We start from the raw sequence: 16,810 nt of genomic DNA, 5'->3' as shown, positions 1-16,810 counted from the left end.
CAATGCAAAGCAATGCATACGAAGTTCGCTGCCGACGAGCCGCCGACAAGCAATAACAAAGGACGACCGCTCATGCCATTGAACGCCTTGTCTTGCCGCTTCGTCTCGCTTGCCTGCCTGTCCCTTTCCTGTCTGCCATCCTGGTTGCATCACTCGATCACCCGTATCGTCCGCATCCGCTTCGCCTTGTTTGTATCGATCGCAGCATGGCTCAGCCTTACCGCCCCATGCGTACACGCGACGACGTCGATGCTCGCGCCGCTGCGTGAAGCCGCGTTCGACGAACCGCTGTCGATCACGCTTCTCTACTCCGCCGACGACAACGCGCCGCTCGACCTGACCTTGCCCGCGACGATCCGCGTCACGCTCACCAACGGCGACATCGCGCCGCAACCACTCGAACTCACGCGCGAGCCCGACGTGTCCGACGCGCTGCATCTGTCACCCGGCCAGTTCCGCAAGGTGCGCTACTCGGCGCCATGGCCTGCGTGGGCACGCGGTGAGGTGCGTATCGATCCCGTCGGTTTCGACGCATCGCCCACGCTCGTCGCGATCAACCGGGGCCCACGAGAAGGAAAGATTGTGCAGGCCGAGCGCGCGGAAATGCAGGCGGCAACGCCTGCGCAAACCGCGAGCGCGGCCGCCGCGGTGACACCGGCTTCGAGCACGGAAGTCGCCTCGCCCGCCGCCGACGCGCTGATGAGCGCGGGCCGCGCCGCGCTCTCCCGCATCTCGTACTACGAGCCGATGTACTTTGCCGTCGGCCACAACGGCGACACCAACGCGCGCCTGCAACTCAGCTTCAAGTACCGGCTGCTGTTGCCCGACGATCTACGTTCGAAGCGTTTCCTCGACAACCTGTACTTCGCATACACGCAGATGTCGATCTGGGATCTGTCCGCCGAGTCGCGCCCATTCCGCGACACGAGCTACATGCCCCAACTGTTCTACTACATCCCCGACACGGGACTGCGCTCGGAATGGTTCACGCGCATGGGCATCGCCGCGGGCATCGGACATGAATCGAACGGCCTCGCAGGCGACGATTCGCGCAGCCTCAACACCGTGTTCGTGCGGCCGACATGGGAATTCGGCGACCTGAACTCGTCGCACCTGGAGGTGTCGCCGAAGGTCTACTTCTATCTCGGCACGAGCAGCAACCCGGACATCGCCGATTACCGCGGCTATGTCGACCTGCTGATCAAGTACGGGAGCCCCGACGGCTGGCAACTCGCGACGACGCTGCGCAAGGGCACAAAACATTGGTACGGCAGCGTCGACGCGCAATTGACCTACCCGTTGGCCAAGCTGCTCGGCAGCAGCGCATGGGGTGGCTATCTATGGGTAGGCTACTTCAACGGCTATGGCGAGGACCTGCTCGACTACAACAAGCGTCAGCACTGGATGGCACGCATCGGCTATAGCATCGCGCGATGAAGTTCAATGCATGTCGGCTGAGCGCCAAATGGGTGCCGGAAGCCGACTGCGCTTTTGGTTTACCATAGCGGACCGCATGCATTCCCCGTTCAAGGTATCTCGATGTCATCGAATCTGCACGACCTTCCCGACAGCCCCTGCATCGGCGTCTGCTCGACGCTTTTCGACGAAATCTGCAAAGGGTGTGGCCGCACGGCGACGGAAGTGGCGAACTGGGTGTTTCTGACCGATGAGGAAAAGCGTTCCGTATGGACGCGCATCGAGCGCGAAGGCACGGCGATGCGGTTCAAGTTCGACAAGCTGTGATGCATTTGCCTGTTGGGCGGACGCGCCGATTGACTGCACATGCACTGATCCGATAAGCGAGAACGCCGGCTCATGACGAGCCGGCGTTTTTCATTGCTTGATCGTTGAGACGGGAGGCACTCAGAACTTCATCCCGACGCCGACACCGACGATCAACGGATCGATATGCAGCGTGCCGAGCGATGCGCCATTGAGCGATGCATCCGTCTTCATCCAGACCTTCTTCACATCGACGTTCGCGAACACCGACTTCGTCAACTGTACGTCGACGCCCATCTGCAGTGCCGGACCAAAACTGCTGCGCTTGACCGAAATCTGCTGGTCGCCCGCATGCAGGCCGTCGTTGTAGAAGTACGTGTAGTTCACGCCCGCGCCGACGTACGGCCGAACCTGCCCCTGATGATTGAAGTGATACTGCAGCAAAAGCGTCGGCGGCAGCACATTGACGCCGCCCAGGTCGCCGAGATTCGAAGTCAGTTGATGCCGCGACGTGCCGAGAATCAGTTCTACGCCGATGTTGTCGCGAATCATGTACGTGAAGTCGATTTCAGGCACGATCGCGTTGTTGACGTCAACGTTCAGCGCGGACAGCGTGTCGCTCGTACGCACCTGCGGCATGATACTGATGGCACGCAGGCGCACTAGCACGTCGCCGGCATGAATGCCTGAAGTGGTGTCGGTGTCCGCAGCGCATGCGTGCGAAGTCATCAGCGCCAGCCCGGCTGTGCATAGCGCGACCCCGATCGATCGAATTTTTTTGTTCATAAGCTACCCTGATTTTCTTGTGTGGTTGCGCGAGGTGCGAAGCATCGTGCGCGAGAACATTGTCGAAGTTCCCCTACACGCGCTCTTTGACCCCCGTCAACCCAGCGAAAACGCAAGACGCCCTGCGACAGCCGGTCGCGCCACGCCCGTCAGCAGCAGTTCAAGAAGATCGCGCACGCTGCGAATTGCAGTGCCGAACGGCAATGCTTCGCGTCCACGAAAAAACAGGCCATTGTTCACGTCACCGCGCAGTGCAGCCGCAAGACGCGTATCGATACAGAAGTGACCGAACTTTTCAATGCCGTCGCGCAAACCGCATGCACTGAGGCACTCGAGTGCAGTCGGGCATGCGCGTTTGAGTGCGCCGATTTTTGTACGGATGCGCGATTCGTTGCGCAGATAGCGTTCGAGCCACGGCGTCTTCACGGCGCGCGCCGGCAAGCCCGTCACGCTGACGAATTCGACGATGTCGTCCGGCGTCGCTTCGGCCAGCACGCGCTTGAAGTTCGGATGGGCGTCGCCCTCTTCTGTCACGGCGAACGGCGTGCCGATCTGCACGCCGTTCGCGCCGGCTTCGAGACAAGCACGCACCGCTTCATGACTGTTGATACCGCCAGCAACGATCACCGGCACTTCACTTCGGCTGATCTGCAGCGAAGTAAAGATCTCGTCGATTTCCTGCAGTACCCGCGTGAACTCGAAACGCGCATCGTGCATGTCGTCGAGATTCGTCACGCCGAGATGACCGCCCGCGTGCGCCGGGTGCTCGATCACGATTGCATCAGGTAACCGGCCTTTCTTCATCCACTTCCTGAGCACCACGCCGACGCCCCGGCTGTCGGACAGAATCGGAATCAACGCAATATCGCGCCCTTGTGTCAGGTCGGGCAGATCGAGCGGCAGACCGGCTCCCATGACGATCGCGTCCGCGCCGAGGTCGCAGGCAATCCGCACGTAGTCCGCATGCGCGTTGACCGCCTTCATCACGTTGATGGCGATCATGCCGCGCCCTTCGCTGAGGGTTCGCGCGGCATGGATCTCACGCGTAAGCGCGACGCGGTTCGCGTTTTCGAGCGTCGCGCGGTCGGGGGTCGCGCGGCAACGTTCGAGCAGGTCGGCGTGGTGATGGCGCAAATCGATGCTGGCGATCGTGCCGAGTGCGCCTTCGCGCGCCACGCTGCCCGCAAGCCGGTGCGCGGACACGCCGACGCCCATGCCGCCCTGCACGACGGGTAACAGCGATCGCCCGCGAATCACGAGCGGCGCAAAGGGATAGGAAGGAAACATCAGAGGCCTCCGTCGTCGATCGGATTCGACGAAAAGCCTCGATGGTCGCAACTATCCAATGCAGTATCTTGCGTGAGGTCAAACAAAAAGCGCGTGCCGGTTATCGACACGCGCTTTCGTTGCGCTCCGTCATCGGTTGTACACGTCGCGTCGACATGAATTGCCCCGCGTCGCGCTCATGCAAATCTATGCGGGCTTATTCACCTTCAATTGCATCGACTTGTACTCGAGGTACTCTTCGAGCCCGTATGCGCCGTTCTCGCGGCCATGTCCCGACTGCTTGTAGCCGCCGAACGGTGCGGCCATGTTCCATGCGCCGCCGTTGATATCGACCTGCCCCGTGCGGATACGCCGCGCAACGCCCATCGCGCGCTCGTCGCTCCCCGCCCATACGGCGCCGCCGAGTCCGTACACTGAGTCATTCGCGATGCGCACGGCTTCTTCTTCGTCCTTGTAGGTGAGGATGGTCAGCACCGGACCGAAGATTTCTTCCTGCGCAATCGTCGCCTTCGGATGCACCCGGCCGAACACAGTCGGTTTCACGAAAAAGCCCTTCGAAATGCCATCCGGCATGCCGGCGCCGCCCGTGACGAGTTCCGCGCCTTCTTCGATGCCACGCGCAATATAGTGCTGCACGCGCGACTGCTGCGCAGCGGAAGCTAGCGGACCCAGACGCGTCGTCTCGACACGAGGATCGCCTGCGACAAATGCTTCGGCTGCCTTCTTCGCCAGTTCGCGCGCTTCGTCATAGCGCGATTCGGGCACGATCATCCGCGTGTGCGCCGAGCACGTTTGCCCCGAATTCAGAAAGCATGCGCCCACCGTACCCTTGATCGCCGCAGCGAAATCCGCATCGTCGAGAATGACCGACGCCGATTTGCCGCCGAGTTCCAGTGCGACACGCTTCACCGACGCGGACGCCAGTTCCGATACGCGTTTGCCTGCGCGCGTCGAACCGGTGAACGACACCATGTCGACGGATGGGTGACTGGCGAGCACTTCACCGACCACGGGACCATAGCCGCTGACCAGATTGAACACGCCGGCGGGCAGCCCAGCTTCATGAATCGCCTCCGCCAGCACGAAGGCATTCAACGGCGCCACTTCCGACGGCTTGAGCACGATAGTGCAGCCAGCCGCAAGTGCGGCTGCCACCTTCAGCGTGACCTGGTTCAGCGGATAGTTCCACGGCGTAATCGCGGCGACGACGCCGACGGGCTCCCGCACGACGAGCGAATTGCCGACCTGCTCTTCGAATTGGAATTCACCCGCGAGCTTCGCATAGGCATTCCAGTTGTAGACAGGACCGCCGACCTGAATCGCGCGTGCGAGCTTGATCGGCATGCCGACTTCGCCGCAGATGTAGCCCGCGAGTTCATCGGTGCGCGCCTTGAGATTGTCTGCAATTTTTTGCAGGTAGGCGCCGCGCTCCCTAGGCGGCGTCGCGGCCCAACCGTCGAAAGCAGCGCGGGCAGCGGCGATGGCCGCCTCGGCATCAGCTTCGACGCCCTCGGGAATGCGGCCCATCACTTCTTCCGTACCCGAGTCGATCACGTCGATCGTGCCTGTGCCGCACGGCTTGATCCATTTGCCGTCGATGTAGAAGTGCTCGAAGGTCTTCATTGTCTTGTGTCCTGTCTCCTGGATAGTCTGTTCATTTTACTCGTGAGGAAAGGACTCAACCGGACGCAGACAAGAGGAATCGGCGCGCGAGCGCACAGCGCAATGGCAGCAGGCAATAAAAAACCCGCTTCGTAAGAAGCGGGTTTTTATGGAAACCGCGGCGCTAACGCTTACTGCACGCCCTGGCTCGAAAGGAAGTCTTCGTAGTTGCCGCCGAAGTCGGTCAGAGTGCCATCCGTCTTCACCTCGATGATCCGGTTCGCCAACCCGCTCACGAATTCACGGTCATGCGAAACAAAAATCAGCGTGCCGTCGTACTTGTCCAGCGCGATCTGCAGCGATTCGATCGACTCCATGTCCATGTGGTTGGTCGGCTCGTCCATCAGCAGCACGTTATGGCGGCCCAGCATCAGCTTGCCCCAGATCATGCGGCCCTTCTCACCACCCGACAGCACCTTCACCGACTTCCTGATGTCGTCTGCATTAAAGAGCAGGCGGCCGAGCGTGCCGCGCACCATCTGCTCGTCATCGCCTTCCTTACGATACTGGTCGATCCAGTCCATCAGCGTGACGTCGCTCGGGAACTCTTCGTATGTGTCCTGCGGCATGTAACCGACGTTCGCGTTCTCCGCCCACTTGATCGAACCGTGGTCGACGCTCAGATTACCGAGCAGCGAACGCAGCAGCGTCGTCTTGCCCGCGCCGTTTTCACCGATGATCGCGATGCGCTCGCCCGGCTGCACGCTGAGGTCGAAGTTACTGAAGATCGTGCGGTCGTACTTCTTCGTGATGCTGTCCGCGACCACCGCAATATTGTGCAGTTTCTTCTCGTACTCGAAGCGGATGAACGGGTTCTGACGCGACGACGGCTTGAACTCCTCGATCTTGATCTTGTCGATCATCTTCAGACGGCTGGTCGCCTGGCGTGCCTTCGACTTGTTGGCCGAGAAGCGGCGCACGAAATCCTGCAGGTCGGCGACGCGTTCCTTCGCCTTCGCGTTCGCGGCTTGCTGACGCTCGCGCGCCTGTGTGCTCGCGAGCATGTAGTCGTCGTAGTTGCCGGGATAGACCTTCAGCGTGCCGTAGTCCATGTCCGCCATGTGCGTGCAGACCTGGTTCAGGAAGTGTCGATCGTGCGAGATGATGATCATCGTCGAGTCGTACTCGTTCAGCACGTCTTCGAGCCAGCGGATCGAGTTGATGTCCAGGTTGTTGGTCGGCTCGTCGAGCAGCAATACGTCCGGCTTCGAGAACAGCGCCTGCGCGAGCAGCACGCGCAGTTTCCAGCCCGGCGCGACGTTGCTCATCGGACCATTGTGCAGGTCTATCGAGATACCGATGCCGAGCAGCAGTTCGCCCGCGCGCGCTTCGGCCGTGTAGCCGTCGTACTCGGCGAACTTCGCTTCCAGTTCGGCCGCGTGCATGTAGTCGTCGTCGGTGGCTTCCGGGTTCGCGTAGATTGCGTCGCGCTCGGTCATCGCCCCCCACATTTCCGTGTGGCCCATCATCACGACGTCGAGCACGCGCACGTCTTCGTACGCGAACTGGTCCTGACGCAGCTTACCGAGACGAACGTTCGGCTCGAGCATCACATTGCCGGCACTCTGCTCGAGATCGCTGCCCAGGATCTTCATGAACGTGGACTTGCCGCAACCGTTCGCGCCGATCAGGCCGTAGCGGTTGCCTCCGCCGAATTTGACCGAGATGTTCTCGAACAGGGGCTTCGGCCCGAATTGCATGGTGATGTTGGCAGTAGACAGCACGGCGCGTCCCTTTGAATGATAGATCGGCGAAAAACCTAGTATTTTAGCAGGTTATCGCGTCATGCGCGCCGCGCTCCGGACCACCGCCAGCGCCCTGCTACCCTTTTTTACGTGGCGTCTGCAACACGTCGATGAAACCGGACAAATCGGCATCCGCCAGTCCCATGGCTGCACCGAGACGCAGCAACTGCTGCACCGTGCCCGAAACCGGCATTGGAGTGCCCGTCTCGTAAGCCGCGGCTGCAATCGTGTCCACATCTTTCTGGAACGTGCTCAACGCGCCGATCGGCGGCTGACCTGACTGCGTCATGCGCGGCACGAAGGTCTGCAGCAGCACCGAGTCGGCCCAGCCGCCAGCGAGCGCCTGCGTCAACCGTGCGGCGTCGATGCCGCTGCGCTGCGCGAGGCTGACGGCCTCGGCGATGGCCGCCACCGTCGACGTCACGATCGCCTGATTGCACAGCTTGGTGGTTTGTCCCGCGCCCGCCGCGCCCATGTGTGTGACGCGAGCCGCATAGGCCCCGATCACGGGTGTGACGGCGGCAACATCGGCGGCCTCGCCGCCCGCCATCACGGCGAGCGTTCCGGCGATCGCACCCGCCACGCCGCCCGACACGGGGGCGTCGATCCAGCCGATGTTCGCGTTCGCCGCCCGTGCGGCGAACGCGCGGGTCGCCGACGGCGGGATGCTGCCGTGGTCGACAATCCAGCGCACGTGGCTGTTGCCTTTCGCCTCAAGCACGCCGGGCACGATGCCGTTCGCGCCGAACACGACTTCTTCGACAGCCGCCGCGTCCAGCACGCACAGGAAAATTGCTTCAGCCCGGCCGACGAGTCCGGCGGGTGTCGACGCGACCGTCGCGCCGTCCGGCACCAGTGCCTCCGCCTTCGCCGGCGTACGGTTCCACACATGCACTGCATGGCCTGCACCCAGCAGATGCCGAATCATCGGCGCACCCATCAAGCCCGGTCCGCAAAAACCGATCTCCACTTCTCTCTCCTCCATTTGATGCACTGCACGCAACGGATTGCATCCGCCGCCAACCGACGGCATGCGAACCGTTCATCATACCGGCCGCATCGCGTTGCAGCATGCCGGGCACGCGATGTGCGGCATGCATTCGAGTTCGTCACGCAACCGCCATTGCCTATACTTTTTGGACCATCAGGAGGTGAATCATGAGCGACCACGTGTACAAGCAGATCGAGCTAACAGGTTCGTCAACGAAGTCCAGCGATGACGCGATCCGCTGCGCGATCGAAAAAGCCAGCAAAACACTACGCAATCTGCACTGGTTCCAGGTCATCGAAACGCGCGGTCACATCGAAGACAACAAGGTGTCGCACTGGCAGGTAACGCTGAAGGTCGGATTGCGCATCGACGATTGAGGCGAGCGGCATCGCGTGCAGCGAGTTGCATGACGCATGCGGCCCGCAGGCGGCGCGATCCGCGCAAGCATGTAAAAAGCTGCATCCGGCACGACACCGAATGCAGCTTTTGGCGTTTGCGCATGACGCGCAAACGCATGCACTACGCTTCAACCGCGGAAATCCAATCCCGCGTGAACCCCGCGTGCCGCACGCATTTCAATGCAGTGCATCACTTCGGCAGCGAACCGTCCACGCCTTCAACATACCAGTTCAAACGCTGCAGTTCAGGATCGGCAAGCGTCTTGCCAGCCGGCACCTTCACCGCACCCGTCTGATCCTTGATCGGGCCTGTGAACACATCCCACTTGCCGCTTGCCAGTTGCGTGCGCTTCGCGTCGACATCCTTCATCGCGTTGGCCGGAATGGCCGACGTGTTCATGTCTTCGAGATTGACAGCCTTCTGCGGAATGCCCCACCACACGGGATCGTTCTTCCACTTGCCGTCCAGCACCTGCTGGATCGCAGCCGTGTAGTACACGCCCCAGTGCGCAACCACTGAACCCAGGTGCGCGTCGGGACCGAACTTTTTCATGTCCGAGTCCCAGCCGAATGCATGCACATGCTTTTCAGACGCAGTGGCCAGCGTCGCGCTGGAATCGGTGTTCTGCAGCAGGACGTCCGCGCCCTGGCCGATCAGCGTTTCGGCTGCCTGCTTTTCCTTGCCCGGATCGAACCAGCTGTTGATCCAGATGACCTTCGTGTGTACCTTCGGATTCACCGAGCGCGCGCCGAGCGTGTAGGCATTGATGTTGCGCACCACTTCAGGAATCGGCACCGAGGCGACGAAGCCGAGTGTATTCGTCTTCGTCACGTAGCCGGCGGCGACGCCTGCCAGATAGGCACCTTGATACATGCGAACGTCGTACGTGCCGAAGTTTGCTGCCTTCTTGTAGCCCGTTGCGTGCAGGAAGACGGTGTCCGGGAAATCCTTCGCGACCTTCAGTTCGAAGTCCTGGAAGCCGAAGCTCGAACCGAAGATGATCTTGTTGCCCTTGTTCGCCAGATCGCGGAACACGCGCTCCGAGTCGGCGGACTCGGGCACGTTCTCGACACGCGTGATCTTGATCTTGTTGCCGAACTTGGCTTCTGCTTCCTTCGAGCCCTGGTCGTGGGCGTAGGTCCAGCCTGCATCGCCGGGGTTGCCGAGATACACGAACGCGACGCCGGGCACATCGGCGGCCTGCGCAGTCTGCGTCAGCGCGCCGCCCGTCGCCAGCGTCGCGGCGGCCAGCGCCAGTGCGCTCAGCATGGTTCTTTTCTTCATGTTTTCTCCTGTCGTTGAATCAGATGTTTTTACTTGATGAACTGGTATGCACTGCCATTGATCGCTTGACGCCGCGCTCAGCCCGCCGCGAAGAACGGCTTGCCGAGCGACGCAGGTGCATTCAGGCGAATCGTGTTCGGATTGCGCGAAATCAGCACCAGCACCACGACCGTCGCGACGTACGGCAGCATCGCGAGGAACTGCGTCGGCACGGGAACGCCGATCGCCTGTGCATAAAACTGCAGGCCCGTCACTGCACCAAACAATAGCGCACCGATCAGCAGACGCCCCGGACGCCACGTCGCGAACACGACGAGCGCCAGCGCGATCCAGCCACGACCTGAAGTCAACTGCTCCTGCCACAAGTGCAGGTTGACGATCGAGTAATAGCCGCCCGCGAGCCCTGCCATCGCGCCGCCGAACAGCGTCGCGCCATAACGCACGCCGATCACTGGGAAACCGACCGAGTGCGCGACCTGCGGCGACTCGCCGACCGAGCGCAGCACGAGCCCGGCGCGCGTGCGGTACAGGAACCAGCCCACGACGCCGAACATGATGAACGCAAGATAGTCGAGCGGTGTCAGGCTGAATAGTGCAGGTCCGAGCACGGGAATCTTCGAGAGGCCGGGAATGACCCACGTGCCGATCGACTCGCGCACGGCCGCCGACGTGTACGGCTTGCCGACATAGGCCGACAGGCCGATGCCGAAGATCGTCAGCGAGAGCCCCGTGGCGACCTGGTTCGCTAGCATCGACAGCACGAGGAACGCGAACAGCAGCGACATCGCGATGCCCGCGACGATCGCGGCGAGCACGCCCAGCCAAGGGTTGCCCGTAATCGCTGTCACCGCGTAGCCCGTCACGGCGCCCATCAGCATCATCCCTTCGACGCCGAGGTTGAGCACGCCCGACTTCTCGGTGACGAGTTCGCCGACGCCCGCGAACATCAGCGGTATCGCGGCGACGACGGCACTCGACGTGAGCGCGCTGGCTTGTTGAATATCCATGAGATTTGCTCTGAATCCGGCGGTTTTACGATGCCGCGATGCCGCGACGGCGCACGCGATAGTTGACGAACAGGTCCGCGCCCAGCAGACAGAACAGCAGCAGCCCCTGGAACACGCCCGACAACGCCTGCGGCAGTTGCATCGATGTCTGCACGGCCTCGCCGCCGAGATACAGCAAGGCCATCAACAAACTTGCGAGCACGATGCCGACCGGGTGCAGCCGTCCGACGAACACGACGATGATCGCGGTGAAGCCATAGCCCGGCGACCACGTCGCCTGCAACTGGCCGATGGGCCCGGAGATCTCGCCCATGCCGGCGAGTCCCGCGAGGCCGCCGCTGATCAGCAGCGACGTCCAGATCGTCTTCTTGTCGGAGAAGCCTGCGTAGCGCGCGGCCAGCGGCGCGAGACCGCCGACGTTCATGCGGAAGCCCGCGAAGCTCTTGCGCATGAACAGCCACACGAGCGGGATCGCGACAATCGTCACGAAGATCGACGCGTTCAGCCGCGTGCCCTTCAGAAATTTCCAATGCCAGTCGCCGTAGAGCGTCGGGTACAGCGCGTCGCCTGAGAACATTTCGGAGAGCGGGAAGTTCATGCCCTGCGGATCGCGCCACGGTCCGCTCACCAGATAGATCAGCAACTGCGTGGCGACGTAGGTGAGCATCAGGCTCGTGAGAATCTCGTTGGTGTTGAAGCGGCTCTTGAGCAGCGCGGGAATCGCGGCCCACGCCATCCCGCCCAGCACGCCCGCGATCATCATGGTCGGCAGGATCCACCAGCCGGTCGCCTGATCGAAGTAGATTGCGACGCCGCTCGCCGCAATGCCGCCGAGCAGCATCTGCCCTTCCGCGCCGATGTTCCAGACGTTCGCGCGATAGCCGATGGCAAGGCCCAGCCCGATCAGGCAGAGCGGCGACGCCTTCAGCAGCAGTTCGGCCCAGCCGTTGACGCTCGACAGCGGCTCGATGAAAAACGCGTGCATCGCCTGCGCCGGGTCGCGCCCGACGAGGCTGAAGATCAGAAAGCCGATCACGAGCGTGAGGAGCGCGGCGATCAGCGGCACGGCAAGCTGCATCGTTCGCGATGGCGACGTGCGGGCTTCGAGTCGATACGGAAGAATCATTGTTCGTGTGGTCTATGTTGTCTCTGCAGGTGCATTCGGGAGCACTTCAGTTCATGCACGACAGTTCATGCATGCGCCGGTTGCTCCGCAGAGGGCGGCGCACCCTCGCGGTCGCCGAACAGCCCGGCCATCCAGCGGCCGATCTCTTCCGCGTTCGTGTCACCCGTCTTGCGTGTCGGCGACATGCGTCCGCGCGCAATCACGGCGATGCGGTCGCAGATGTCGAACAGTTCCTCGAGTTCTTCGGAGATCACCAGAATCGCGACACCGCGCGCCGACAGATCCAGCAACTGCTGGCGGATGAACGCAGCCGCGCCGACGTCGACACCCCAGGTCGGCTGCGCGACGACGAGCACCTTCGGCGCCTGCAGAATCTCGCGGCCCACGATGAATTTCTGCAGATTGCCGCCCGACAGGCTCTGCGCGAGCGCGCTGTCGCCGCCGCAACGCACGTCGAACGATTCGATGCAGCGCTTCGCGAACGCGCGCATCGCGCCCGCGTTGATCCAGCCCGAACGCACCATCTGTTGCCGATGCGCCGTCAGCAGCGCGTTTTCCGCGAGCGACATCGCGGGCACCGCGCCGCGTCCCAACCGCTCTTCGGGCACGAATGCAAAGCCCAGTTTGCGACGCGCCGCTGCGCCGAGCTTGCCGGCAGGTTTGCCGCAGATCGTCACGGCATCGGCGCGATTGCCCTTGTGTTCGCCCGAGAGCGCCGCCAGCAGTTCCGCCTGACCGTTGCCCGATACGCCCGCGATGCCGAATATTTCACCTGCATGCACGCTGAACGACACATCGGCGAGCGACGTCCCGAAAGGATCATCGCTGACAGATGAAAGATTTTTCACGTCGAGCAACACGTCGCCAGGTGTGTGCGCGCGGCGTTCGTAGTCGGGCAGCGAGTGACCGACCATCAGTTGCGCGAGCGATGCATGTGTCTCTTCGCGCGGCGTCACGCGGCCCGTCACCTTGCCGCCGCGCATCACGGTGGCCGTGTCGCAGAGTTCCTGGATTTCGTCGAGCTTGTGGCTGATGTAGAGAATGCTGCAGCCTTCCGACGCGAGTCGGCGCAGCGTCGCGAACAGCTTGCGCACGGCTTGCGGCGTGAGCACCGAGGTCGGCTCGTCCATGATGAGCAGACGCGGATTCTGCAACAGGCAGCGCACGATTTCGACGCGCTGCCGCTCGCCCACCGTCAGGCTATGCACGTGTCGCTGCGGATCGATGTCGAGCCCATACTCCGCCGACACTTCGCGGATGCGCTTGCCCAGTACCTTTAGATCGAACGGCTCGTCCAGCGCGAGCGCAATGTTCTCACCGACGGTCAGCGTCTCGAACAGCGAGAAGTGCTGAAACACCATGCCGATGCCGAGCTTGCGCGCTGCCGCCGGGTTCGCGATGTCGACGAGCTGGCCTTCCCAGCGGATTTCGCCTGCATCCGAACGCACTGCACCGTAGATGATCTTCATCAACGTGCTCTTGCCCGCGCCGTTTTCGCCGAGCACTGCATGAATTTCGCCGGGCGCGACGATCAGCGTGACGTCGTCGTTCGCGCGAACTGCAGGATATTGCTTGCTGATGCCCGTCAGTGCGAGGCGCGGTGTGGCGCCGTCGCTACGGTTTGCGCCGTTTGCGTGTGCGCCGCTGCCCATCGGGCCGGCTGTAGGTGTGTCGCTCATGTTGTTCCGTATTACGCGTGTGGCCGGCAGCACGCGGCGTCGCGCGCGCTCCCCGCTTGAATCCCAACTGAATCCCAGTTCAATCCCGCTCGAAATTCCGGCCCCGGACGCGCGCGTCGTGCTACCGCAGCCGATCGACAATACCGAAATCGCCCCTCTCAGTCGAGCCGCCAAAATTCCCGCAAAGCCGCGCCGCTGCGCGGTTTGCGGGTATCCCACCCTTGACGGTTCTTTATCTCTATATTAAAACGCATATACCCCCAAGCCCGTTCGATCAGCCAGAACATATATTTCGGAGAAGTCATGAGTCAGCAACGCGAGGCGATCGACACTTACCTACTGCGCGTCTTGCACACCCTTCTGATGGAGCGCAGCGTCACGCGCGCCGCCGTCAAACTGAACCAGTCGCAACCCGCGATCAGCGCCGCGCTGCGTCGGCTGCGCGACATCACGGGCGACCCGCTGCTCGTGCGCGGCAAATCCGGCATGGTGCCGACCGAGTACGGGCTGCGCCTGCTCGAACCCGTGCAAAATGCACTGCGCGAAATCGAACGCATTAAATTTCAGCAGCACAACTTCGATCCGGCGACGTCGATCCGCTGCTACCGGATCGGCTGCCCGGACTACCTGAACGTGCTGTTCGTGCCGACCGTCGTCGAGCGCTTCCGCAAGGCCGCGCCGAACGCGACGCTCGAGTTCCATTCGCTTGGCCCCGCGTTCGACTACGAACTGGCACTCGAGGACGGCAAGCTCGATATCGTCGTCGGCAACTGGCCGGAACCGCCCGAGCAACTGCACCTGTCCAATCTGTTCGTCGACCAGATCGTGTGTCTGATGAGCAACACGCATCCGTTCGCGAAGCGCGGCAACCTGACGCTCGATCAGTACCTGAACGCGCCGCATCTCGCGCCGACGCCCTATTCCGTCGGCCAGCGCGGCGCGATCGACGTGCATCTCGCGCGGGAGCGCCTCAAGCGCCACGTCGTCGTCACGCTGCCGTACTTCAACCTTGCGCCGTACGTGCTGATCAAGTCCGATCTGATCTTCACGACCACGCGCCTTTTCGCCGACTACTACGCGAAGTTCCTGCCGCTGACCGTCGTGCCCGCGCCGCTGGATTTCCCGCCGATGCAGTATTACCAGCTGTGGCATGAGCGCGTGCATTACTCCGATGAAGTGCGCTGGTTGCGCAGCCTCGTCGCCGAGGCGACCAAGACGCTGATCGCCAAGTAATACGGCTTTCAATCGCGACAGGCAAAGCACTATCGTGCAGGCGGCGGCTTCCAACCGCCGCCTTTTTCATTCGACGCGCTCAGGCTGCACTTTCATACAGCGTCTGCGCGAGACGGTTATGCCGCTCGATCACTGGACCGAGATCCACGGTCGTCAGCACGCCGTCTTTCACCACGACCTTTCCGCCAATCACGCTCGTCGAGACCTGTGACGGCGCACAGAACACCAACGCCGCGACGGGATCATGCAGCGCGCCCGCAAAGAGCGGCTGCCGGAGATCGAACGACACGAAGTCCGCCGCCATGCCGGGCGCCAGCGCGCCGATATCGTCGCGGTTCAGCACCTTCGCGCCGCCGAGCGTCGCAATCTCGAGCGCCTCGCGCGCGGTCATCGCATCCGGTCCGAAGCCAACCCGCTGCAACAGCAGCGCCTGACGCACTTCGGCGACCATCTGCGCGCCGTCGTTGGACGCCGATCCGTCGACACCCAGGCCGACGGGCACGCCCGCGAGCCGCATCTTTTTCACGGGCGCGATGCCCGATGCGAGCCGCATGTTCGAACACGGACAATGCGCGACGCCCGTCCCCGTGCGCGCGAACAACCGGATGCCGGCATCGTCGAGTTGCACGCAGTGCGCATGCCATACATCGCGGCCGACCCAACCGAGATCCTCTGCATATTCGGCCGGCGTCATGCCGAATTTCTCGCGGCTGTATGCAATATCGTTCACGTTTTCGGCGAGGTGCGTATGCAGCGACACGCCGTAATGCCGCGCCATGGCCGCCGATTCGCGCATCAGATCGCGGCTCACCGAGAACGGCGAACACGGCGCGACGACGACGCGCAGCATCGCGTAACGCCCTTCGTCGTGATACGTCTCGATCAGACGCTGCGTGTCTTTCAGGATGTCTGCTTCCTTCTCGACGACGGAATCCGGCGGCAGGCCACCGTCCTTCTGTCCGACGCTCATGCTGCCGCGGCTCGCATGAAAACGCATGCCGATGCGGCGCGCCGCGGCGATGCTGTCGTCGAGCCGGCTGCCGTTCGGGTAGATGTACAGGTGATCGCTCGACGTCGTGCAGCCCGACAGCAGCAGTTCGGCCATCGCCGTCAGCGTCGACACCTCGATCATTTCCGGTGTGAGATTCGCCCACACCTTGTACAGGCTGGTCAGCCAGCCGAACAGCTCGGCGTCCTGGGCGGCAGGAATCGCGCGCGTCAGGCTCTGATACATGTGGTGATGCGTGTTGACGAGGCCGGGAATCACCAGATGGCCCGTCATGTCGAGGATTTCGTCGGCTGTGTCGGGCAGTTCATCCGCCCGACCGACCGCTACGATCCGGTTGTCTTCGATATAGAGGCCGCCGTCGCGCAATTCGCGCCGCTCGCCGTCCATCGTGACCAGCACGTCCGCATGCCTGACCAGCATCGTCCTGCCGCGCTGGCCGGTCGTTCGCGTCACGCCGGTTGAACTGGTTTGCATCGTCATTCGTTTCTCCAGTGCTGCCCTGTGTTGCCGCCGATGAGGCCGCTCCACGATGCTGCGCTGTTGCGCCGCTCTGGCCGTATGTAGCCGGTCAAAGCTGCATCGTTCTGCCGTCGCCGCAGCCGGCGGTTGTCCGGGCAAGTGCAAAAGTCGTTCGAACGCGATGTCGGCGGCACGCCACCGTGCCGTCGCGTCCGTTCGAACGCAGTTGGCCCGGTTACCCAGCGTGTTCCGCCGTCTTCGGGATGCGCGGCAACGCCGCGCATGGACGTAACCTTCGGGCGACAAAATTGCGCTGGCAACTCGCGCCGCTGCGATACCGAAGTTCACACCGTGCATATAGTCGTCATTTTTGGCGCCGGTACGATCGGAACCGTGCAGCACCTCCCGTCGAGCCTGCATC

At 62.5% G+C, this 16,810-nt stretch carries 14 protein-coding genes; 4 read left to right on the top strand and 10 right to left on the bottom strand.

The features are described from left to right. The first annotated feature begins 72 nt into the window (after positions 1-72). Together C2L65_RS06645 and C2L65_RS06640 are read left to right on the top strand one after the other, a co-directional pair. Complete coding sequence (locus C2L65_RS06645; protein ID WP_052426971.1) at positions 73-1,437, top strand: phospholipase A; 1,365 nt, start codon at positions 73-75, stop codon at positions 1,435-1,437. A 102-nt stretch (positions 1,438-1,539) separates the two neighbouring features. Beyond that, positions 1,540-1,743, top strand: coding sequence for a DUF1289 domain-containing protein (locus C2L65_RS06640; RefSeq protein ID WP_042313590.1), 204 nt, complete (start codon positions 1,540-1,542; stop codon positions 1,741-1,743). A 120-nt stretch (positions 1,744-1,863) separates the two neighbouring features. Here the strand turns inward: C2L65_RS06640 and C2L65_RS06635 are convergent, their stop codons facing one another. The 5 genes from C2L65_RS06635 to C2L65_RS06615 form a co-directional block, all read right to left on the bottom strand. Beyond that, the gene (locus C2L65_RS06635; RefSeq protein WP_042313587.1) at positions 1,864-2,508 is read right to left on the bottom strand and encodes an OmpW/AlkL family protein; all 645 of its coding nucleotides are present in this window, start codon (positions 2,506-2,508) and stop codon (positions 1,864-1,866) included. A 96-nt stretch (positions 2,509-2,604) separates the two neighbouring features. Continuing rightward, positions 2,605-3,795 (bottom strand): NAD(P)H-dependent flavin oxidoreductase, encoded by a 1,191-nt coding sequence (locus C2L65_RS06630; RefSeq protein WP_042313584.1) that lies wholly within the window; start codon positions 3,793-3,795, stop codon positions 2,605-2,607. A 186-nt stretch (positions 3,796-3,981) separates the two neighbouring features. Further along, a complete protein-coding gene (locus C2L65_RS06625) occupies positions 3,982-5,418 on the bottom strand; it encodes an aldehyde dehydrogenase family protein (RefSeq protein WP_007588289.1) in 1,437 nt (478 codons plus the stop codon). A 170-nt stretch (positions 5,419-5,588) separates the two neighbouring features. Continuing rightward, positions 5,589-7,181: an ABC-F family ATPase gene (locus C2L65_RS06620; RefSeq protein WP_042313582.1), complete on the bottom strand. Its 1,593-nt coding sequence runs from the start codon at positions 7,179-7,181 to the stop codon at positions 5,589-5,591. A 97-nt stretch (positions 7,182-7,278) separates the two neighbouring features. Beyond that, entirely contained in the window at positions 7,279-8,187 is a 909-nt protein-coding gene (locus C2L65_RS06615) for an NAD(P)-dependent oxidoreductase (protein ID WP_042313579.1), read from the bottom strand. A 173-nt stretch (positions 8,188-8,360) separates the two neighbouring features. Between C2L65_RS06615 and C2L65_RS06610 the strand changes: the two genes are divergently transcribed. Beyond that, a complete protein-coding gene (locus C2L65_RS06610; RefSeq protein ID WP_007588286.1) occupies positions 8,361-8,570 on the top strand; it encodes a dodecin in 210 nt (69 codons plus the stop codon). A 211-nt stretch (positions 8,571-8,781) separates the two neighbouring features. Here C2L65_RS06610 and C2L65_RS06605 read toward each other — a convergent pair whose 3' ends face one another. The 4 genes from C2L65_RS06605 to C2L65_RS06590 all read right to left on the bottom strand — a co-directional run bounded on the left by C2L65_RS06605 (position 8,782) and on the right by C2L65_RS06590 (position 13,688). Beyond that, a complete protein-coding gene (locus C2L65_RS06605) occupies positions 8,782-9,876 on the bottom strand; it encodes a BMP family ABC transporter substrate-binding protein (RefSeq protein ID WP_007749341.1) in 1,095 nt (364 codons plus the stop codon). Between the two features lie 77 nt (positions 9,877-9,953). Next, a complete protein-coding gene (locus tag C2L65_RS06600) occupies positions 9,954-10,883 on the bottom strand; it encodes an ABC transporter permease (RefSeq protein WP_042313576.1) in 930 nt (309 codons plus the stop codon). A 25-nt stretch (positions 10,884-10,908) separates the two neighbouring features. Next, positions 10,909-12,009 carry an ABC transporter permease gene (locus C2L65_RS06595; protein ID WP_042313574.1) on the bottom strand — a complete coding sequence of 367 codons (1,101 nt, stop codon included), beginning with the start codon at positions 12,007-12,009 and terminating at the stop codon, positions 10,909-10,911. A gap of 65 nt (positions 12,010-12,074) precedes the next feature. After that, positions 12,075-13,688, bottom strand: a complete 1,614-nt coding sequence (locus C2L65_RS06590; protein ID WP_042313617.1) for an ABC transporter ATP-binding protein — start codon at positions 13,686-13,688, stop codon at positions 12,075-12,077. 303 nt (positions 13,689-13,991) lie between these two features. Here C2L65_RS06590 and C2L65_RS06585 point away from each other — a divergent pair, with 303 nt between their 5' ends. Beyond that, positions 13,992-14,921, top strand: coding sequence for a LysR substrate-binding domain-containing protein (locus C2L65_RS06585; protein WP_007588280.1), 930 nt, complete (start codon positions 13,992-13,994; stop codon positions 14,919-14,921). A gap of 79 nt (positions 14,922-15,000) precedes the next feature. Here the strand turns inward: C2L65_RS06585 and C2L65_RS06580 are convergent, their stop codons facing one another. Continuing rightward, complete coding sequence (locus C2L65_RS06580) at positions 15,001-16,410, bottom strand: 8-oxoguanine deaminase (RefSeq protein WP_042313571.1); 1,410 nt, start codon at positions 16,408-16,410, stop codon at positions 15,001-15,003. Positions 16,411-16,810: the final 400 nt, after the last annotated feature.

Source organism: Paraburkholderia terrae (genome assembly GCF_002902925.1).
Taxonomy (GTDB): Bacteria; Pseudomonadota; Gammaproteobacteria; order Burkholderiales; family Burkholderiaceae; genus Paraburkholderia; species Paraburkholderia terrae.
The sequence above is the reverse complement of the archived record's forward strand: the minus strand, read 5'-3'. Positions and strand labels throughout refer to the sequence as shown.